The organism is Terriglobales bacterium (genome assembly GCA_035561515.1).
Taxonomy (GTDB): domain Bacteria; phylum Acidobacteriota; class Terriglobia; order Terriglobales; family Acidobacteriaceae; genus DATMXP01.
Map to the genome: position 1 here is coordinate 240,353 of DATMXP010000027.1, position 20,257 is coordinate 260,609.

Consider the following 20,257-nt stretch of genomic DNA (forward strand, 5'->3'; position numbering starts at 1 on the left):
GGCCCGAATGACGTTGGAGTCAAGCCTCCGCTGAGGCAAACTAATAGCGATGTCCACCACCGATTTCAAAGAGCAGTTGCGCGCGCAAGCCGACATCGTCCGTATCGTCGGCGACTACGTGCCGCTGCGGAAGTCGGGAGCACAAAATTATCAGGGCGTTTGCCCGTTCCACAAAGAGAAGACCCCCTCGTTCTCCGTTCACGCCACGCGCCAGTTCTATCACTGCTTCGGCTGCGGAGATTCCGGCGATGTCTTTAAGTTTGTCCAGAAGATAGAGAACATCACCTTCGGCGAAGCCATTCGATTGATCGCGCAGAAGCTCGGCGTGCCGATGCCGAAGGTGCAGTATGATTCACCCGCGGAAGCACGTCAGGCCGACCTCCGCCGCCAACTGGTGGACATCAACGAACGAGCCTGTGCATGGTTTCAGGAACAGCTCCGAAAGTCGGATGGGACTGCGGCACGCGAGTACCTGACCGGACGTGGACTGACTCCAGAAACGATCGCGAAATTCCGCATCGGCTTCGCACCAGAAACCGGCTTCCTTTTGCGCGATGCTCTCCGCGGGCAGTTCGACGAAGAGATCATGAAGCAGTCCGGCCTGTTCTCCTGGAAGCAGGACGATCGCACGCAATCCGACGCGGCACAGAAATCCGCCCCGCTTTATTCGAAGTTCCGTAACCGGATCATGTTCCCGATCATGAACGATCAGGGACGCGTGATCGCGTTCACCGGACGCACGCTTTCCATTGACGAGAAAGCCGGGCCGAAGTATCTCAATTCACCCGAAACGCCGATCTACGTGAAGTCGCGCGTCTTGTTCAATCTCGACAAAGCGAAGGAAGCCATCCGCCATCTTGGCTACGCGATTCTGGTCGAAGGCCAGATGGACTGCATTTCCGTTTACGCCGCCGGATTCCATAACGTCATTGCTTCGTCCGGAACCGCATTCACCGACCTTCAGGCCAAACTCCTAGGACGCTTCACCCAGAATATCGTCGTCAACTTCGACCCCGATACCGCCGGTGCCACGGCCACTGAGCGAACCCTCGCACTGCTCGTCGAGGAAGACTTCACAATAAAGGTTCTGACGCTGGAGCAGGGATTCGATCCGGACTTGTTTATCCGTAAAAAAGGCGCCCAGGAATATGCGACGAGGTTGAAAGGTGCTCCCCGCTACTTCGACTACCTCATCGAGCGCGCCCAAATGAAGTTCCCCGTGCGTACGCCGGAAGGCAAAGTGAAAGCCGTCAACTTTCTGCTGCCGCACATCCAAAAGGTTCCGAGCCGTATTGCACGCGATGAACTCGCGAACGAAATCTCGCAGAAGCTAGGGATTGACTCCGGCGTCTTACGACAGGAACTGAAGCACGCGGCGACGAATCGCGGTACCAAGCAGGTTTCAGCGCCCACTGTGGCATCGGTTACTGACGCGGAAAGAATCATCATTCGTGCACTCGCCGGGACACACGACATCCTGTCGGACGACCGTACCTCGTCACGCGACGGAGCCGAAGAAGAATTTGATCCTTGTCGCCAGGCCCGCTTTGCCCTTGAACATGAGCCACTGCATCATGGGCTCGGCACCGAATCGCTGGTCAATGCTCTGCTGGTGGCCGAAGATGTGGACCTCGGCTCGCTTCCGGTCAACGATCACGACCGGAAAATTCTGGCGGAGTGCCTCATGAACGAAGAGGAACCGTTGACACCCGAACTGATGGAGGGCGCCATCCTTGCGTTGCGTCGCCGTCATCTCGAACGCCAACAGCGTGAGTTACGCGACAAGATCGTCGATGCCGAACGGAAGAACGATTCCGCTTTGCTTGCGCAGTTGCTCCGGCAGAAGGTGGAAATCGACCGTGCGCTAGCAGCACACGTGCGGCAATAAGAAAGCCGGTCGCGAACGACCGGCCTCCTCACACATACTTCTATTTACCTTGTTGCGACTGCTGCCTGTTCCGATTGTGGTGTCACCTTCACCGGTTTCAGGAAGGGCATCATCTCGCGCAACTTCGCGCCTACTTTCTCAAGCAATTGCTCCTGTTCGCGCTCGCGCGTCGCATTGAACCACGGACGTCCCTGCTTGTTCTCCTCGATCCACTTCTTGGCGTAAGTGCCGTCCTGGATCTCCTTAAGCATTTTGCGCATTTCGGCACGGGTCGCATCATTGATTACTCGCGGCCCACCGGTATAGTCGCCGTGCTCCGCCGTGTCGCTCACGGAGTAGCGCATGTAATTCAGGCCGCCCTGGTACATGAGATCCACAATCAGCTTCAGCTCATGCAGGCACTCGAAATAGGCGATCTCCGGTTGGTACCCGGCTTCCACCAGCGTATTGAATCCGGCCTTCACCAGTTCGCTCGCGCCGCCGCAGAGCACGGCCTGCTCGCCGAACAGGTCGGTTTCTGTCTCCTCCGAGAAAGTGGTCTCGAGCACGCCGGCGCGGGTTACGCCGAGAGCTTTCGCGTACGAAAGCGTAAGCGCCTTGGCATCGCCGGTTGCATCCTGGTGAACGGCAAGCAGGGCAGGAGTTCCCGCTCCATCCCGATACAGTTCGCGAACCCGGTGTCCCGGAGACTTCGGCGCCACCATGCTGACGTTTACGTCTTTTGGAGGGGTAATCGTGCCGAAGCGGATGTTAAAGCCGTGAGCAAACATAAGCGTCTTGCCGGCCGTGAGGTACGGTTCAATCGACTTTTTGTAAACATCGGGCTGGGTTGTGTCCGGAATAAGGACCATGATGACGTCGGCCCACTGCGAAGCGCTGGCGACATCGGTGACTTTCAATCCGGCACCCTCGGCTTTTGCCTTGGACGACGAAGAGAGCGACAGGCCAACTTGGACGTTGACACCGCTGTCTTTCAGGTTGAGAGCGTGGGCGTGGCCTTGCGAGCCGTATCCAATGATGGCGACCTTCTTCGACTGGATGATCTTCAGGTCGGCATCTTTATCGTGGTAAATGTTAGCCATAAAACTCCTCTTCAAATCCTTCTTCGAAATCGAAAACCTAGACTGAATAGCTGACGTCGTCCGGCATGGAATACGGGTCAGTAAACACTTCGGTGCTCGCGGAAACCGCTGCGGCAGCCGCCTTCGTCCCTCGCGACATCGCCACGCGGCCCGTGCGGACCATTTCGAGAACGCCGTAAGGTCGCAGCACTTCGAGCAGCCCATCGATCTTGTCTTCCGTGCCGGTGATCTCAACGATCACGGATTCCGGTGCGACGTCTACCACGCGTGCGCGAAAGACGTGAGCCAGTTGCAGTACGTTGGACCGGTTGTCCGCCGTTGCCGCCACCTTGATCAATGCCAGATCCCGGGCCACATTGGGCGAAGGGCTGATGTTCTCCACCAGCAACACGTTCACAAGTTTGTAGAGATGAGCTTCCAGGCGTCGTGCACCGAACTCGTCTGTATCGACGACGATCGTCATACGCGAGACACCGGCCTTTTCCGTATGTCCCACCGTCAGCGATTCGATGTTGTAGGCACGACGACGAAAGAGCGAAGCGACGCGAGTCAGCACGCCCGGTTTGTTTTCAACGTAAACCACTAATGTGTTCAGCATAGGTTCCTTACTCGTCCGAGCCGGTTTCAAACAGCGGTGAAGGACGGCGAATCATTGCGTGGAGATCGGCGCCTGCGGGCACCATGGGGTACACCGAGTCCTCCTGCTCCACGTGGAAATCGATCAGTGCAGGTCCCGGATGCTGGCGCGCGGCCTGCACCGAGCTGACCACATCACCTCGTCCGGCGACTGAGAATGAGCGAATGCCGTACGCATCCGCAAGCTTTGCAAAATCGGGGTTCACCAGGGGTGTGGCCGCGTAGCGCTTGTCATAGAAGAATTCCTGCCACTGGCGCACCATGCCGAGGTATCCGTTGTTGATGATTGCGATCTTCACATCGATCTTCTCCTGCACGATCGTTGCGAGTTCGCACAGCGTCATCTGGAATCCACCATCGCCAACAACGACCCACACTTCCGCGTCGGGACGCGCGAATTTCGCTCCAATCGCCGCGGGTAGGGCAAAGCCCATCGTGCCCAGACCGCCGGAGGTAATCAGCGATCGCGGCTCATCGTGGTGGTAATACTGCGCCTCCCACATCTGGTGCTGGCCGACATCGGTCACCACCAACGCGCGTCCGTGTGTTTCGCGCCACAGATCGTTGATCACGTGGGCCGCGTACAAGTGTCCGCTGTCGGGAAGATTCTGAATATCGCGAACCGCCGAGTCTCCCTTCAGGTCGCGGATATACGAATTCCATTCGCTGCGGTCGTTCTCATTGGTCCGTGGAAGCAGTTCTTCGAGTACTTCTCCCAGATCACCAACCAGCGCCACATCCACGCGCACATTCTTGTTGATCTCCGCCGGATCGATCTCGATATGAATTTTCTTCGCATTCGGCGCGTAGGTCTTCAGGTTGCCGGTAACGCGATCGTCGAATCGCATACCGAAGGCCAGCAGAAGGTCGGCCTCCTGGATCGCAGTGTTCACCCATGCTTCACCATGCATGCCCATCATGCCGAGGTTCAGCGGATGGGAAGCCGGAATCGCGCCAATCCCCAGCAATGTCATGGCGATTGGAATGTGAGCCTTTTCTGCGAAACGACGTACCAGGTCAGTCGTACCGGACAAAATAATGCCGTGTCCGGCCAGGATGACGGGGCGCTTTGCGCTGTTGATCAGCGCCAGTGCTTTATCGAAATCGGTCGGAGCAGGGGAGTGGTCCGGCCGGTACGCAGATAGTTGCGGAGCAGCACCATCCCAGTCGAACTTGCATGAACTCTGCTGCGCATCCTTCGTGATGTCGATCAACACCGGCCCGGGGCGCCCTGATTTCGCGATGTAGAACGCCTCCCGAATCGTCCGGGCAATTTCCTGCGGGTGCGTAACCAGGTAATTGTGTTTCGTGATCGGAAGTGTGACACCCGTGATGTCAGTTTCCTGGAACGCGTCTGAGCCGATCAACTTGCTGCCCACTTGTCCCGTGATGCAGACGATTGGGGAACTATCGAGCATGGCCGTCGCGATTCCGGTCACCATGTTGGTTGCGCCCGGTCCCGACGTGGCGATCGCTACACCGACTTCTCCCGAAGCGCGTGCGAAGCCGTCCGCCATATGGGTTGCTCCCTGTTCATGACGTACCAGCACGTGGTGGATGTCGTACTTGGTTAATGCGTCGTAGGTGGGCAAAATCGCTCCACCTGGATATCCGAACACATGCTTCACGCCTTCGCGCTGCAGGCATTCCCAAACAATCTCTGCTCCGGTCTTGGTGACCATTGTTTCCATCCTCTTTTCGTGCCGGCAGGCACGACCCTTTTCTTTAACGGACACAGCGTCCGGCTTCGACTTCCAATTCCTGTTTTGCGGTGCGCGGCACAAACGCCGTGGTTACCGCGCCCTGCGCAGCCGAGGCGACTCCCTTTGCGTACTTGGCCATCACGCCCGTCGGATACTTCGACGCGGGTGCGTGCCATGTCGCCAGTCTTGATCGCAACTGGTTTTCCGTGAGTTCGACGCTCAGTATGCGCGAGTTCACATCTATCTCCACAACATCACCGTCGCGCACCGCTGCGATCGGTCCGCCATTGGCGGCTTCGGGAGCCACGTGTCCCACCATGAATCCGTGCGTCGCGCCGGAAAAGCGCCCATCGGTGATGAGGGCCACGTCATCTCCCAGACCTGCACCGTTAATTGCTGCCGTTACCGCCAGCATTTCGCGCATACCGGGCCCGCCTCGTGGACCTTCATATCGAATCACCACCACGTCACCGGCCTTGATACCCCCTGACTGCACGGCGGCGAAAGCTTCTTCTTCGCAGTCGAACACTCGCGCCGGCCCCCGATGGTGGCGAATGTTGTGCCCCGCCAGTTTCAGCACGCATCCTTCAGGAGCCAAATTGCCCTTAAGGATTGCGAACCCCCCGTGCGGCTTCAGCGCCTGCTGCATGGGCAGCACTACCTGTTGCCCCGCGCGTTCGCTGCCAGAATCCGCTTCATCGCCGATGGTTCTCGTCGACACCGTCACGCAGCCTGCATTCAGACGTCCGGCAGACTTCAGCCGTTGCGCAAGCAAACGGTTTCCACCCGCGTGGAACATATCGACCGCGGTGTACTGCCCGCCTGGTTTCAGATCGCAGATCAGGGGTGTTGTCGCGGCGATTCGGTCGAACTCGTCGATTTGAAGGTCCAGTCCGAGTTCATGCGCAATCGCCAAAAGATGCAGGACCGCATTCGTCGATCCGCCGCTCGCGGCAACCGCTGTGATTGCGTTCTCAATGGCCGCGCGCGTCATGATCTGCGAAGGACGGACATCGCGACGAACCAGCTCCATTACGAGCTCTCCGGCACGGATTGCTTCATTCGCTTTCGCATTCTCCACGGCCGGTACGCTCGCTGTTCCCATCGGCGAGATTCCAAGGAACTCACCAACCATGGCCATGGTGTTCGCCGTGTACTGACCGCCACAGGCACCGGCTCCCGGGCAGGCGTGGTTTTCGAGATCACAAAGGTCGGTATCGCTGAGCTTGCCTCGCGCGTGTGCGCCAACGGCTTCAAAAACATCCTGGATGGTGACGTCGTGATTCTTGAATCGCCCAGGCGCGATCGAACCGCCGTAGATCATGAGCCCCGGGATATCCAGCCTCGCGAGCGCCATGATCGTTCCCGGAATTGTCTTATCGCATCCGGACAGCGCCACCATGCCGTCGAACAAGTTCCCGCGTGCGACCAACTCAATCGAGTCGGCGATCACTTCCCGCGAGATCAGCGAAGCCTTCATGCCCTCACTGCCCATCGTGATGCCGTCCGAGATCGACACCGTGTTGAACTCCATCGGTGTGCCGCCCGCGCGCCGGATGCCCTCTTTTACAGCGGCCGCAAGTTCACGCAGGTGATAGTTGCAGGGTCCAATCTCGATCCAAGTATTGGCCACGCCGATGATCGGCTTTCTAAGATCCTCGTCGGAAAAGCCGGCCGCTTTCAGCATTGCGCGAGCTGGCGCGCGATGCGCTCCTTCAGTTATTGCCGTGCTGTATCTTTTTCCTGGCTGAGACATGACGTCCTTAAACGCGAAAGCCACCATCCGGGTCTGGCGGATGGTGGCTTTGAATCTTGATTTCGCTTTACCTCATCCGCCGATTTGGGTTCGTGTCCCTACAATGGACACTCCTACAGCGACCCGTACCAGCCGGATGATGATCGACACCGAATTGCGTTGATCGGTCATTGGTAGCGTGAACTGAAGGTAAGCCAGCCGCTAAACAGGCGTCAAGCAAATATTTGTTTTGCTTATATAACCGAAAGTAATAGTCGGTTGTTACTTATACATCCCAATCACGTACGCAACTGGCCTGCTGCCGTTACCGTGTGTGCGCACGCCCTTGCGGACTCGCCCTCCTGCCGCTATAACCGAAGCGATGCTGCCCCGAGTCGCGCTGTTTATCCCCTGTTTCGTGGACCAGGTCTGCCCCCAGGTCGGCGTGGATATGGCCCGCGTGCTACGCCGAATCGGGTGCGAAATCTGGTTCCCTGAGGACCAGACCTGTTGTGGGCAGCCAGCTTTCAACACCGGTTACTGGCAGGATGCGCGCCAACTCGCAGCTCGGTTCCTGAAAGTATTCGATAAGGCAGAGGTTGTGGTTGGACCTTCCGGCTCCTGTGTCGCGATGGTCCGCAAGTTCTACCCCGAGCTTCTGCACTCGACCTTCGGGCTGGAGAAGTTCTTCGAATTCTCAGAGTTCCTCCTCAAATACAACATGGAAGATGTGGGTGCCAGCTTCCCGCACAAAGTAACGGTTCACGATTCTTGCCACGCCAACCGGGAACTCGGCATTCGCCAGGGTCCACGGAAACTCCTCAAGAATGTCCGTGGCCTGGAACTGATCGAGATGCGCGATTCCGATGAGTGCTGCGGGTTCGGGGGAACATTCTCGGTGAAGTTTGGAGCGATCTCCGCTGCAATGGGCGACGTGAAGACCGGCAACGCCGAGCAGACCCAGGCGGACTTTGTCACCGCTGTTGATCCCAGTTGCCTCATGCACATCGACGGCATCCTGCGGAAGAAGCGCTCGCCGATGAAGACGATCCACCTCGCGTCGATTCTCGCCAGTGAGGCCGCGCAATGAACCCAGCCCGGGAGTTTCTCCTCAATGCAGCAGCCAAATCTGTCGATCTCGCGCATCGCAAGATCATCCGCAAGAACATGGACCATTACGAGGTCCGCCTCGCGGAGGGCGTTGCACGTTTCGCCGACTGGGAAGGCGCTCGCGACGTTTGCTCCGCAATCAAGGACGACGCCATCGAACATCTTGGCGACTACCTGAAGCAATTCGAAGCGAAGGTGAAGGCGCGGGGTGGAGTCGTTTTCTGGGCAGAGACCGCCGAAGAGGCTCGTGACTATGTCGCTAACCTTGCGCGCGACCGCGGCGTAAAGCGAGTGGTTAAGTCGAAGTCGATGGTCACCGAGGAAATCCACCTCACCTCTGCGCTCGAGCGTGCCGGATGCGAGGTGCTTGAAACCGACCTCGGCGAATACATCGTCCAATTGCGGAACGAGCCTCCGTATCACATCGTCACGCCCGCCATGCACCTTACCCGCAAGGAGATCTACGAGACCTTCAAGGAGAAACTTCCCGGCATCACCACCGACGAACCGGTGGAACTTGTTGCCGCCGCGCGCCGCGTCATGCGCGAGTTCTTCTTCTCGGCCGAAATGGGGATCTCAGGCGCGAATTTCCTTGTCGCCGATTCCGGTATGATTGCGCTCACCACCAACGAAGGCAACGCCCGTCTCGGCACGGCTCTACCCAGGATCCATGTTGTCGTTACCGGAATCGAGAAGGTTGTTCCAAAGCTCAGTGACCTCGGAATTCTCTGGCCAACGCTCGCCGGAGCCGCCACCGGACAATCTCTCAGCGCGTACAACACTCTCATCGGCGGACCACGCCGCCAAAACGAGGTCGATGGCCCTGAAGAATTCCACGTCGTCCTGCTCGACAACGGACGCACCGCCCTGCTCGCCGAATCTGAACAGCGCGAAGCCCTGAAGTGTATTCGCTGCGGAGCCTGCCTGAATAATTGCCCGGTGTATCGCCAGATCGGCGGCCACGCCTACGGGACAACATATCAAGGCCCCATCGGTAGCGTGCTCACGCCGCACTTCCGCGGACACGACTTCGATCACCTTTCGTACGCGTCGTCGCTGTGCGGAGCGTGTACCGCCGGATGCCCGGTCAAGATCGACCTGCACCATCACTTGCTTCGAAACCGGCGCAACGCAGTTCAGAACTCGCGGCCCCTGCTGGAACGGATCGCTTTTCGCCTTTTCCGGTGGACCATGCTCAGTAGCGCTCGCTATACGTGGTTTGCTGGGATCGGCAAGAAACTTGCGACCTTGTTACGTGGCACTGCCTTCGACCCGCTGCGCGAATGGAATCGTTATCGCACGCCCCCACAGATGCCAAAGAAATCATTCCGTCAGATGTGGAGGGACGGCGATGTCTGATCTGAGCAGCCGTGAGCGAATTTTAGGCCGCATCGAAAACGCCCTTAAGACCCGCCGCTCCGCGCAGCCGAGGCGCTCAACTGAAGGAATTTTCGCACCCATTCCAGATCTGCTGCGCCGCTTTGAAGACGAATGCCGTGGCAATCTGACGGAGTGTATCGTCACTCGCGATGTCGACGCCGCACTGGCTCGGGTTCTCTCCTCGGTTGAGCCCGGCGAGATCTTCGTCGAAGACACCGCCCAATTCCGTACATTGCTTGGCAGCACGGGTCCCGGCAAGACGGACCACCAAGTTCTCTGGTCCACTGAAGGCCCTCCAACGAAATCATGTCAGGCCACCATCACGCGCGCCGAGGCGCTCATTGCGCAAACCGGTTCGCTGCTGGTCTCTTCGGATTGCGGTGGCCGTGGGGCATCCGTCGTCGCGCCGGTTCACATCGTCATCGCGCATGAACGGCAGCTTGTCCGCGACGTGGAGGCCGCGCTCGAACTGGCTGCTCTCAACCGGCTAGCGGATACCAACTCTTTCCTTGGCGTCATTACCGGATGCAGTCGGACCGGCGACATCGAGAAGCTCCTTGTCATCGGTGCGCACGGCCCCAAACGCCTCGTCGTAATTGTCGAACACAAATAGGAAGAGCACGGCCGCAGCCGTGCCCTCGTTCTATGTTGTGTTCGCACTCGTTACTTCGGATTGGGTGTGGTTGCGCTCGCGGTTTTCGCTTTGCTCTTGTGCTCCATTCCCGTCTTTGCGCCAGTGCTGCCGGCCACCTGCTCCGCCTGCTTGAGGTGGTCTTCCAAGGTCGGCAGAGTCTGCGTAGCGAAGTTCTTCACGTCGCTATCCTTCGCAGTGGTCGACTCTTTCTTGAACTCGGCCACGTCCTTCTTGTGGTCCATGACCATGTGCCGCATGTAGGCCTTGTCGAACTGGTCGCCCGAAAGTTTCGACAGGCGATCCGCTTCCGCCTTGTCCTTCGCCGAAGGCTCCGTCGGAAGCGTGACGCCTTTCTGTTCCGCCAATTGCTTGAGTTGATCGTTGGCTTTGCCGTGATCGTCCACCATGCGTTGACCGAATTTCTTTACGTCATCGCTCTGGCCTTTCTGCGCAGCCAATTGTCCCAGTTGCACTTCCGTCAATCCGCCCTCGGCAGCCTTCATTACGAATTTCTTATCAGCTGCGCTCAGGCTGCCGCTCGCGGCCCCGGCACTGCTCGAAGTTTCGCTGCTCGAAGCCGCCTTCGAGGTCGAGCCTTTGTGGGTCTTTCCGTGGGTCGCATGCTGATCAGCACCCGTCGACCCTTGGGGACTGGTTGTTTGATCTTGTGCGGCCACCCCAAACGACAACAGGCAGACCGCTGTAGACGTGATGAAAGCACCACGCAGAACTTTCTTGAAACTCTCCATTTGTATCTCCGTTGCTGAGGTGTAATCCGACGAAGGATGGCGCACGTATCCCGGTTTATAGCTTGAATTGAAGGGTTGGATGCTCGCGCTCTTTGCGCGAGATGTCAGTTCTGGTGGCATTCCGGCTTGGCGGAAAATGACGTTCGATGCTTGCTCATTGTCTCCGAACTTGCATCAGAGATAGTCGGAGACGGCCCTCAGTGATCAGATCGGTGGTGGTTCCCAGGATTGTTGCACAACACAACGAACTGGATCGGGTACGCGCAGTATTGCTGGAGTTGGGTTTCACGGATGGCGACGGCTGGAATGATCATCGCAGTCGGGGTGTTCCTCTTATCGCCGGAGACGGGGTGCTGGAGTTTTACCACGGCCAGCCTCCCGCACCTGCTGATGTCATCGTAGAGGTGGAGGACGTCCAGCGCACGGTCGAGATCGTGCGACGCCATCGGATGAAGGTGCTCTCCGAAGTGAAGCGGACGCATTGGGGTGCGGACCTCTTCGTTTGCGACATCGGCGGATGCCACATCGCCTTTTTCTCCTGGGCAGAACAGGCTGAGGCTCCCCTTCCAAAAGCCGCCTGAGTACACTGAATAGGTGAGCTTTCCGCCAATATTGAAGGACGCCATCGAACGGGAACTCGCTCCCTTGGAGCTGGCTAAAGTCGCCCGTGCGGCAAGTCATCTTACCTCGGGCTATAAATTCGGCACCGCTACTCTGAATACCCCTGAAGAGCGGTTGGCATATTTGGCCACTCGGCTTCCAGCAACGTTTGCCGCCGACCTGCATGTGTTCCACGAGATTGCGCGCATCACGCCTGAGTGGAATCCCACGAGCATACTCGACCTGGGGGCCGGTCCTGGCACTGCGACTTGGGCCGCTTGCGAGATCTGGCCCGCGATCCGCCACGCCACTCTCGTCGAGAGCAATGCACCCATGATCGATACCGGGAAGCGTCTGGCCTCCGAACACTCGGTTCTTCAGGAGGCCACCTGGGTTCACACCAACATGGAGCGCGCATCGTATCCACCGGTTGAGCTTGTTGTGCTGTCTTACTCACTGGGCGAAATGCCGGATCCCATTTTGGTCGTGCAGAATGCGCTCGCGGCGGCGAAGGGCCTTCTCGTGATTATCGAGCCCGGTACTCCCCGCCACTTTCAAACGCTCGCCCGTATTCGACGGGAACTCATCGCAGCCGGCGCTCATCTCGTCGCGCCATGTCCACACCAGGATGAGTGCCCTATGTGGGAGGCAGACGACTGGTGCCACTTCGCTGCTCGCCTTGAACGCTCCGCCTTGCACCGTCGCCTGAAGGGCGGAGACCTCGGCTACGAAGACGAGAAGTTCTCTTATCTTGTGTTCGGTAAGAGCCCGGTTCCCCGTGCAGCATCACGCATCGTTCGTCATCCCGAAACCCGCAGCGGATTCATCCGGCTGCAACTGTGTACGCCTTCGGGTTTACAGCAACAGACCGTCACGCGATCGCAGAAGTCAGCCTTTCGCGCGGCGCGCCGCAGCAAGTGGGGCGACGCGTGGAATCAGTTCGAATAGATCGCGTACTGGTGCGTTGCCGACATTTTGCGAAGGAAGCCTGCGTCGGCGAGCACATTCTCGGAAATTGGATTGTGGTAGATCACGCGCACGCTGCGCGGGCTTTGCTGTAACGACAGCCTTAAATTCTCGACAACCTCGACCAGCGCTGCGGCGGGAAGCGGATTGAATAGATACAAGACCAGCGGCTCGGCGGGGAATTGAAACTCGCGTGCGTCGGCACAAATCGATTCCATGCGATGGCTGTGCGCGGATTTTCTGATGTTCTCTTTCGCCACCTGATCCAGTTCCGAAAACAGCTCCACGCCGACAATCTTTCGAAACGGATACTCAGCCGCCATCAGCAGCGTGCGGCCTTTTCCCGACCCAAGATCCACGAACACGTACTCCGAAACATCGACCTTCAACGCACCTAACATCTCGTGGAACAGGCTGGGTTCCGTTGGTTGATACGGTGCACCGGATATCGCGGCGAGCAGTCGTGTCCGTTGACTCACGCCTCCGGACGTCGTGTTCGATTCGTGCTCCCAGTCATACTCCGCATCGCCAAAGAGGGAACGCCGCCTCTCGGGCGTAGACTCTTTCACAAACTCCCAAACGTCCGCGCCGATCTCTCTCGCCGATCCGAGAATGCCTTGTCGGCTGCGGGTGTCGCGCCAGCGCTTCCGGAGTACATCGATCAGGGAAGTCCCCATACGGGAGTAAGTCTACCGAAACGTACTGCTTGATTTGGTGACGAATTGCACTGACAGAAGAAGAGCCCGGCGCAGGCGTTTGGGCGGGCACCTGCGCCGGTTCAGGGGTACAGCAGACGTACAGCTAGACAGCAGGTACTGCAACTTGGAGAGTGTCAAGGATCGCAATCAACCTGCGAATCTCTGCCTCCCCAATCTCGTTGCGATCAACGTGCTCGAACTTCGCCATCATCTCCGGTTCTTCCGCAGGAGGCAGCACCTGTTCCGCCATGTTGAACAGCACCAGGTTCTCCTTTTGGATATGCTCCCGCAGGCCGTTTACATAGCGCTCCGCCGCTTCGGCGAACCGCATATTGGCGCTCTGCACGCCCGACCGCATTGCGGCGATAGCTTCCACCATCTGGCGCGTGAGAACTCGATTCTGCTCGTGGTCTGAAATCATGCAATGAATCGGGCCACTCTCGTACGAAAAGCCTCTGGCGACCATTGCCGGAAACAGCAGCGCCTCTTCTTTGCCGTGGTGTGTCTTGTCCGCATAGAGCCGGAAGAACTCAATCAGCTTTTCCAGGCTGTCGGGCGAGGCGTTCTCGCCATCTTTCATTTTCTCGGCATAAGATTCGAGGATTTCGAGACCGCGAAGAATCACATCGTGTTCGTCGCGAAGGATCTGGGTAGGTTGGAACATTGCGCACCTCAAGAATGAAAGCTGAGGTTAGCTTCGCAAAAGAGGCTTGCGGAATGACTTATGTCACAGTGGCAGCCGAACGCGCGCCTCGCATCCGCGGCTGCCATGGCGATTTTCCAGCGAGATTGTGCCGTTGTGCGCCTCCACGATCTGCCGTGAAAGCGCCAGCCCAATTCCAGTTCCGCCCTGCTTGGTAGTAAAGAATGGAACAAACAGATTCGACGGATTCGCGATCCCCGGCCCCTCGTCGCGCACGAAAATCTCCGCAGTGTTGCCGTTCTGCTCCCACCCGACTTGCACCGCGCCCTTCGACTCGAGCGAAGCGTCCACCGCGTTCTTCACCAGGTTGATCAACAATTGCTCAAACTGATCCGGATCGAGCGAGAGTGTCAACGGCGGACCTGCCTCAACCTGCACCGGCAAGCGTTTCTCCAGCGCCGCCACATGCCTGACCACAGTCTCCACTTGCACGGGACGCGGCTGCGGTTTCGGCAGCTTTGCCAGCCGCGAGTAGTCACGCATGAAGCGATTCAGCGCCTCTGCGCGATCCGCAATCACGCGCACCCCCGTCGCGACGTCTTGCTCCCAATCCGCAGGCTTCTGCTGCAGTTTCAGCATCGTGGAAAGGGAGTCCGCAATGGATTGCACAGGAGCCAGCGAGTTGTTCAATTCATGACCGAGCACCCGGACCAGTCGCTGCCAGGCCTGCCGTTCTTCCTCTCGAAGCGCGCGACTCAAGTCGGCGATCACCAGCAGTTGATGCGGCCGTCCATCCTGGCGGAATTCGCTGCGACGAAGCCCCCAGCGCCCTGCCTGTCCCCCGAACGTGCGGTCCAATGTGCGCGCGCTTTCCCCGCCGAGGAACTCCTCAATGCCAAGTTCCGATGCCGTGCGACCGAGTGCCCGCTCGGCAAACTGCTCAATTAACTGCTCGCCCGCCCGATTGATCAACCGCAGTCTGTGCTTCTCATCAAAGGTGAAGATAGCGACATCGATCTCCGCCATCACCTTTAGGAGAAGAGCAGTTGTCTCCATCGCCCCGAGTCGCTGGTTGCGTAGCGCGTCGGAAAGGGCATTCACTTCGTAGATGAGTTCGCTCAGCGCGTCGTTTGCGCCGGAAGGTCGCACGCGAATCGAATAGTCGCCCTCTCGCAGCGCGGCCAGCATGTTCGCAAGAGTGTGTAAGGGACGCGAAACGGTTGTGCGCACCGACCATGCAAACCCAATCCAAGCGAGGCTGATCACGACGGTCAGTGTCCAGCGAGTTCTGGGTTCGTGTGGTTCCAGCCAGAGCAACAGCAGTGCGGCCACGAGAGCGGCCGACCCGGAAAGCAGCGCTAAAAGGAAAACGTGGTTCTCATGGCTCCAACGACGCTTTCGACGTCGGGCGAGCGTGCGCTCAGGAGAGACCATATTTCTCAAGCCGCCGGTACAGTGCGCTTCGGCTCAACCCGAGCGCATCTGCCGCCTGGCTTATATTTCCTCCAAATCGTGACAACGCCTTCTTGATCAGGAACGCTTCCACATCTTCCAGGCTCATCTGGTCGAGGTTCTGCGTACTCTCGCGAGGTGCCCGAAGCACCAGGTCGGCGGCCCGTATTTGCTCGCCGCTGGTGAGCAGCACCGCGCGTTCCACGGCGTGGTCTAACTCGCGTACATTACCCGGCCAAGGATGCGAGAGCAAGGCCTGTAATGCAGCCGCGTCAAATCCACGGACGTCCTTCCGATACCGTTGCGTGTACTGGCGCATGAAATGCATTGCCAGCAGCGGGATATCCTCGCGCCGCTCGCGCAGTGCCGGCAGATGTATTTCGATGGTGTTCAACCGGAACAGCAAATCTTCGCGGAATCGCCCGTCGCGTACTTCTTCGTCAAGGTTCGCATTCGTCGCCGAAATCACGCGCACATCAACCCTACGCGTAATCGACGATCCCACGCGCTCCAGTTCACCCGTCTCCAATACTCGCAACAATTTCGCTTGCTGGCTTAGCGGAACGTTGGCGATTTCGTCCAGGAACAGCGTCCCATTGTCTGCCAGTTCGAAGCGTCCGACTCGGTCCGTCTTTGCGTCGGTGAATGCGCCTCGCACGTGACCGAACAACTCGCTTTCGAACACGCCTTCGGGGATTGCGCCGGTGTTCACCGTAATCATCGACTTTCGCGAGCGCGAGGACATCGCGTGCAGCGTGTTCGCGATCACTTCCTTGCCGGTCCCGTGTTCGCCCGTGATGAGCACGTTGGCATTCGACGGACCGATCTGCGCGATCAACTGCAGCACCGGTCTCATCACCGCCGATTCGGCAATCAGCTTTACCTGCGTATCCATGCGTAGCAGGCGATTTTCGGCTTCCAGCCATTGCGTCTGCCGCAGCGCGCGGCCGAGTTCCGACTGCGTCTTTACAATTGCCCGCAGGCGAGCGTTGTCCCAGGGCTTCTGCACGAAGTCCCTCGCCCCGCCTCGCATTGCCTCGACCGCCAGTTCCACGCTGCCCCAGGCGGTCATCACGATCACCGGAAGTGTGCTGTCAATCGCTTGTATCTGCGCCAGCAGGTCGAGTCCTTCCTGTCCAGAAGTCGTGTCGCGGGCGTAGTTCAGGTCCATCAGCACCACGTCAAACTGCTTCGACTGGATGGCAGCCAAAGCCGCAGGCGGGGACGATACGCCTTCCACCTGGTAGCCTTCCGGCTTCAGCAACAGTCGCAGCGCTTCAATGATGTCGCGCTGGTCGTCGGCGATCAGGATGCGCGGCGCTGTTTCAGCGGCGGTGCGCGCCCGGGTTTCGGTTGGTGTGTTTACAGTGCTCACGTATGTCTACCGTACCTGCTTTTCCGGACGAGATACAACTCCCGGGATCTGCGGTGACTGTGCTACGCGTCCATTCTGGGCGTCGTCGAGGCTGATGTTCATTCGCGTCAGCGTTGCCCCTGTCACGCGATCCAGTTCCACCCTCGCCTTTTCATAGGCTGTCATTGTTGCGACCAGATTAGATTCCGTCACCGCCAGATCGCGAGCCAGTTGAAGTACCTGGAAGCTCGTGCTCGCACCTAGTGCCTGCCGCTTCTGCTCAATGTCGTAGAGATGCTCAGCCAGTTCTTTTGACTTCCGGGCAGCATCCACCCGGGCCCTGCTTTGTTGCACTACGAACTGCGCGTTTCGTACTTCGATGTTAATCTCATTGCGAAGTTGCTGATACCGCATCTCCGCCTGCCGGAACTCCAACTCAGAACGGACTTGGTCCGCCTGTGCGGCCCGATTACGAAGTGGCAGCCTGAAGCTGAAACCGATGGCGTAATCCGGATAGTCATTCCGGAAGAGAGTCGCGAACGCATTGGAAAAGCCGCTGCGGAGAATCGATCCCGTCGGAATGTCTTCATTCAGGGGATTCTGAACGCCTGCCAATCCCGACCCGCCATACCAGGCAACCAGGTCCAGCGAGGGCAGCAGCGAGTTGGCCGCTGTCTTCCGCGAGATCTTGCGATTCGACAGATCAATCCTTGCCTGCGCCAGTTCCGGACGATGCGCTTCGGCCTCAGCCACCAGGTCTTGTACTGGGACGATCGGTTCCGCCGCGGGCAGGTCCATGGTGTCGGTTGGGATCACGGGCGCGGCTGCCAATACCGGATCGTTCATGTTTCGTGCAATCGCGTTCTTGATCAGCAACTGCTGCAACTGAAGCGTCGTCTGGGCCAGGATTAATTCCTGGTTGCGCGTCGCCAGTTCGTTCTCAGCGCGGACCACTTCGATGGGAGCGATTGCTCCGAGTCGCACCTGCTCCCGGTTGTCGGCCAGCGTCTTCTGCGCCACCGCCAGCGAGCGCTCCCTCACTCGCACGTCTTCGTATGCATTCACCAGGTCCCAGTAGATGTTCTGGATCTGCGACACAGTGGCAATCACCTGGTTGCGGAACGCAATGTCGGAGATCTCACGATTATTTTTCGCAATGCGAATGTAACGCAAGTTTGGTCCGAAGCCGAAGCCCGACAGCAGTCGTTGGCGTAGCGTAAGCCGAAAATTAGATCGAACTTCCGGTACCAGCGTGCTGAACAGGCTGTTGTTTGTGCTTCGGGTATTGTCGAAGTCCACGGTCATCCGCGTGCCGGTCGCGAACGCCTGCGCATAACGGAAATTGGCCGAGAGATCGTTCTGCTGGTACAGGTTGACACCGGTGGTGACTGTGTTCGAGAGCGGAGCCGACACGTGGTTCACCAGTGTCGTACCGCTGACCTCCGGATCGTATGACTCCACCGGAGTTCCAGTTCCCAACGTGGATTGCACCAAGCCCGACGCACCGCTACCCGCGCCGCCCGCACCGCCGCTCGTTCCGCCCGCTCCCGCTCCACTCGCGCCGGTGCCAAAGCCGCCAATCCCGCCGCCGGGCGTGCCTTGCACCAGGCCCGTTGCCACGCCGCGCACATCCGCGCCGGACTTTGCGCGCAGGATATCCGTGTCGGCAATTGACAGGTTGTAACGTGCAATCGCCAGATCGAGGTTGTTCTCCAGTGCCAACACGATGGCGTCGCTCATCGAGAGCATGACGGATCCATCTTTTATTAGTGTCTCCAGTTTCGGCGTGTTGGTCATGGTTGGTTCAGGAACCGACCGTGCGCGATACGGACTGATCAAAAAAGGGAAGTGACTTGCGCCCTTCGTATAGTCGGCAAACGTAGGCTGCTGAGCCGCCAGGGAGCCGGTCAATATCGCAAGACAGAGAACGAGTGCAGTAGTTTTCATGTGTGTCTGGTCCGCCGAGCCGAGTTGCTGTTAAACGGTTACGTGTGTAGTGCTGGAGATGTTTTGTCTTTCGTCACCCAGCCATCAGCAAGCGTGATGACCCGGTTTCCGTACGAGGCATTTACTTCTGAATGCGTCACCTGGATGATCGTTGTCCCTTGCTGGTTGAGCTTTCGGAACAACTCCATGATTTCTTTCGCTTGCGATGAATGCAGATTGCCCGTGGGTTCGTCGGCAAGGATGAGCTTGGGATTTCCAACCACAGCGCGTGCGATTCCCACCAACTGCTGTTGTCCGCCCGAGAGTTGATTCGGATAAAGGTCCTTCTTACCAACGATCTGAAATCGGTCCAGCACATCGCCGACATCGATGCCCTCTGTGATCGGCCGACGTTCCGGTACGACAAAGGCACATCAAGGTTCTCGTAAACGGTTAGGTTGTCGAGCAGGTGATAGCTCTGAAATACAAATCCCATATACTGCCGGCTCAAATCGCCGCGCTTCTTGCGGTCGAGTTTGTGAACATCATGGTCAAGCAGACGGTACTCGCCGCTCCAGCCGTCATCGAGCATGCCAATCACGTTCAGCAGCGTACTTTTTCCCGCGCCGGAAGCGCCCATGATCGTGACAAACTCTCCCTCCTGAATGTTGAGGTTGATACGACGAAGGACCCACGTAACACCTGCTGGGGTTTTGTACGTACGCTCGACGTTTGTCAGCTGAATCAAGGTCTCACCTCTACATCCACTCCGACTTGGTTTCGCTGCTGTCGTAAGTCACAACGGTGACGAAGTCTTCGTCGGCCGAAACAATCACCGTGCTGGAGCCCCGTTGGAAGATTGTTGTGATCTTCGTGTACGGGATCGAATCACACGCGGCTACGTTTGCGCTTGCCGCCGCGGCGATCAGAAACAGAATCGCTCCTGCCACTACTCGTTTCATCACAGATCCTCAAATCAGCTACGCGACTTCCACGGTTTCTTCCACTACGCGGCCGTCGAAGAGGTGAATGGTGCGGTCGGCGTGACGCGCGAAACGCGGGTCGTGCGTGACCATGCAGATGGTTGCGCCTTCCCGATGCAATTCGCGCAACAGTTCCATGACAGCTTCCGCATTGCGGGAATCCAGGTTTCCGGTCGGTTCGTCCGCCAGCAGGATTGCCGGTGTGCCTGCCAGGGCGCGGGCCACTGCCACACGCTGTTGCTGACCGCCGGATAACTGCGAAGGATAGTGCTTGGTGCGGTGGCTCATACCCACACGCTCCAGCGCCTGCTGTACGCGCGTGCGACGCTCGGTGGCCGACATGCCCCGGTACGTGAGCGGCAGTTCCACGTTCTCGTAAACGTTCAGGTCGCCAATTAGGTTGAAGCTCTGGAAGATAAATCCGATCTCACGGTTGCGGATCATCGCGCGGTCCGCCACATCGAGATTGGAAACGGACGTTCCTTTGAGCGTGTAGTTGCCGTCGCTCGGCGAGTCGAGCAATCCGATGATCGCCAACAGTGTCGATTTCCCTGAGCCTGAGGGGCCCGCGATGGAAACGTACTCGCCTTTATTGATCTGCATGTGAATTCCGCTCAGCGCATGCGTTTCCACTTCGTCCGTGAGAAACACTTTCTTAATCCCTTCCATCTTGATCAGGGCTTGTGGTTCGACTCCGCTCATCGGTTCTCCTCGAAAA

General features: G+C 58.3%; 19 protein-coding genes. 6 read left to right on the forward strand and 13 right to left on the reverse strand.

Going from position 1 to position 20,257, the window contains the following annotated elements; all coding sequences use genetic code 11:
* Positions 1-49 precede the first annotated feature (49 nt).
* A complete protein-coding gene (gene dnaG / locus VN577_13840; protein HWR15904.1) occupies positions 50-1,888 on the forward strand; it encodes a DNA primase in 1,839 nt (612 codons plus the stop codon).
* Between the two features lie 44 nt (positions 1,889-1,932).
* Here dnaG and ilvC read toward each other — a convergent pair whose 3' ends face one another.
* The 4 genes from ilvC to ilvD are packed head-to-tail and all read right to left on the reverse strand — an operon-like array spanning position 1,933 to position 7,092.
* Positions 1,933-2,970 carry a ketol-acid reductoisomerase gene (ilvC, locus tag VN577_13845; GenBank protein ID HWR15905.1) on the reverse strand — a complete coding sequence of 346 codons (1,038 nt, stop codon included), beginning with the start codon at positions 2,968-2,970 and terminating at the stop codon, positions 1,933-1,935.
* Positions 2,971-3,007: 37 nt separating this feature from the next.
* Positions 3,008-3,568 carry an acetolactate synthase small subunit gene (ilvN, locus tag VN577_13850; protein ID HWR15906.1) on the reverse strand — a complete coding sequence of 187 codons (561 nt, stop codon included), beginning with the start codon at positions 3,566-3,568 and terminating at the stop codon, positions 3,008-3,010.
* A 7-nt stretch (positions 3,569-3,575) separates the two neighbouring features.
* Complete coding sequence (gene ilvB, locus VN577_13855) at positions 3,576-5,297, reverse strand: biosynthetic-type acetolactate synthase large subunit (protein ID HWR15907.1); 1,722 nt, start codon at positions 5,295-5,297, stop codon at positions 3,576-3,578.
* Positions 5,298-5,331: 34 nt separating this feature from the next.
* Positions 5,332-7,092, reverse strand: a complete 1,761-nt coding sequence (ilvD, locus tag VN577_13860) for a dihydroxy-acid dehydratase (GenBank protein ID HWR15908.1) — start codon at positions 7,090-7,092, stop codon at positions 5,332-5,334.
* A 334-nt stretch (positions 7,093-7,426) separates the two neighbouring features.
* On the opposite strand from ilvD, the gene VN577_13865 reads away from it, so the two are divergent.
* The 3 genes from VN577_13865 to VN577_13875 are packed head-to-tail and all read left to right on the forward strand — an operon-like array spanning position 7,427 to position 10,147.
* Positions 7,427-8,134 (forward strand): (Fe-S)-binding protein, encoded by a 708-nt coding sequence (locus tag VN577_13865; GenBank protein ID HWR15909.1) that lies wholly within the window; start codon positions 7,427-7,429, stop codon positions 8,132-8,134.
* The gene (locus VN577_13870) at positions 8,131-9,513 is read left to right on the forward strand and encodes a LutB/LldF family L-lactate oxidation iron-sulfur protein (protein HWR15910.1); all 1,383 of its coding nucleotides are present in this window, start codon (positions 8,131-8,133) and stop codon (positions 9,511-9,513) included. The genes VN577_13865 and VN577_13870 overlap by 4 nt, the downstream gene beginning before the upstream one ends.
* The gene (locus VN577_13875; protein ID HWR15911.1) at positions 9,506-10,147 is read left to right on the forward strand and encodes an LUD domain-containing protein; all 642 of its coding nucleotides are present in this window, start codon (positions 9,506-9,508) and stop codon (positions 10,145-10,147) included. Before VN577_13870 ends, VN577_13875 begins: the two co-directional genes overlap by 8 nt.
* Positions 10,148-10,197: 50 nt before the next feature.
* Here VN577_13875 and VN577_13880 read toward each other — a convergent pair whose 3' ends face one another.
* Positions 10,198-10,917 carry a DUF4142 domain-containing protein gene (locus VN577_13880; GenBank protein HWR15912.1) on the reverse strand — a complete coding sequence of 240 codons (720 nt, stop codon included), beginning with the start codon at positions 10,915-10,917 and terminating at the stop codon, positions 10,198-10,200.
* Between the two features lie 200 nt (positions 10,918-11,117).
* On the opposite strand from VN577_13880, the gene VN577_13885 reads away from it, so the two are divergent.
* Together VN577_13885 and VN577_13890 are read left to right on the forward strand one after the other, a co-directional pair.
* Positions 11,118-11,498 (forward strand): hypothetical protein, encoded by a 381-nt coding sequence (locus VN577_13885; protein HWR15913.1) that lies wholly within the window; start codon positions 11,118-11,120, stop codon positions 11,496-11,498.
* 13 nt (positions 11,499-11,511) lie between these two features.
* Positions 11,512-12,465: a small ribosomal subunit Rsm22 family protein gene (locus tag VN577_13890; GenBank protein ID HWR15914.1), complete on the forward strand. Its 954-nt coding sequence runs from the start codon at positions 11,512-11,514 to the stop codon at positions 12,463-12,465.
* On the opposite strand, the gene VN577_13895 is transcribed toward VN577_13890, so the two are convergent.
* The 8 genes from VN577_13895 to VN577_13930 all read right to left on the reverse strand — a co-directional run bounded on the left by VN577_13895 (position 12,453) and on the right by VN577_13930 (position 20,241).
* Entirely contained in the window at positions 12,453-13,160 is a 708-nt protein-coding gene (locus tag VN577_13895; protein ID HWR15915.1) for a class I SAM-dependent methyltransferase, read from the reverse strand. The genes VN577_13890 and VN577_13895 overlap by 13 nt on opposite strands.
* A gap of 124 nt (positions 13,161-13,284) precedes the next feature.
* Positions 13,285-13,845, reverse strand: coding sequence for a hemerythrin domain-containing protein (locus tag VN577_13900; GenBank protein HWR15916.1), 561 nt, complete (start codon positions 13,843-13,845; stop codon positions 13,285-13,287).
* A gap of 63 nt (positions 13,846-13,908) precedes the next feature.
* On the reverse strand, positions 13,909-15,258 hold the full coding sequence (locus VN577_13905; protein HWR15917.1) for an ATP-binding protein: 1,350 nt from the start codon (positions 15,256-15,258) through the stop codon (positions 13,909-13,911).
* Positions 15,245-16,651, reverse strand: coding sequence for a sigma-54 dependent transcriptional regulator (locus VN577_13910; GenBank protein HWR15918.1), 1,407 nt, complete (start codon positions 16,649-16,651; stop codon positions 15,245-15,247). Before VN577_13910 ends, VN577_13905 begins: the two co-directional genes overlap by 14 nt.
* A gap of 6 nt (positions 16,652-16,657) precedes the next feature.
* Positions 16,658-18,577 carry a TolC family protein gene (locus tag VN577_13915; GenBank protein ID HWR15919.1) on the reverse strand — a complete coding sequence of 640 codons (1,920 nt, stop codon included), beginning with the start codon at positions 18,575-18,577 and terminating at the stop codon, positions 16,658-16,660.
* A 38-nt stretch (positions 18,578-18,615) separates the two neighbouring features.
* Entirely contained in the window at positions 18,616-18,933 is a 318-nt protein-coding gene (locus VN577_13920) for an ATP-binding cassette domain-containing protein (GenBank protein HWR15920.1), read from the reverse strand.
* 381 nt (positions 18,934-19,314) lie between these two features.
* The gene (locus VN577_13925) at positions 19,315-19,518 is read right to left on the reverse strand and encodes a hypothetical protein (GenBank protein HWR15921.1); all 204 of its coding nucleotides are present in this window, start codon (positions 19,516-19,518) and stop codon (positions 19,315-19,317) included.
* A gap of 18 nt (positions 19,519-19,536) precedes the next feature.
* Complete coding sequence (locus tag VN577_13930; GenBank protein ID HWR15922.1) at positions 19,537-20,241, reverse strand: ABC transporter ATP-binding protein; 705 nt, start codon at positions 20,239-20,241, stop codon at positions 19,537-19,539.
* Positions 20,242-20,257 lie beyond the last annotated feature (16 nt).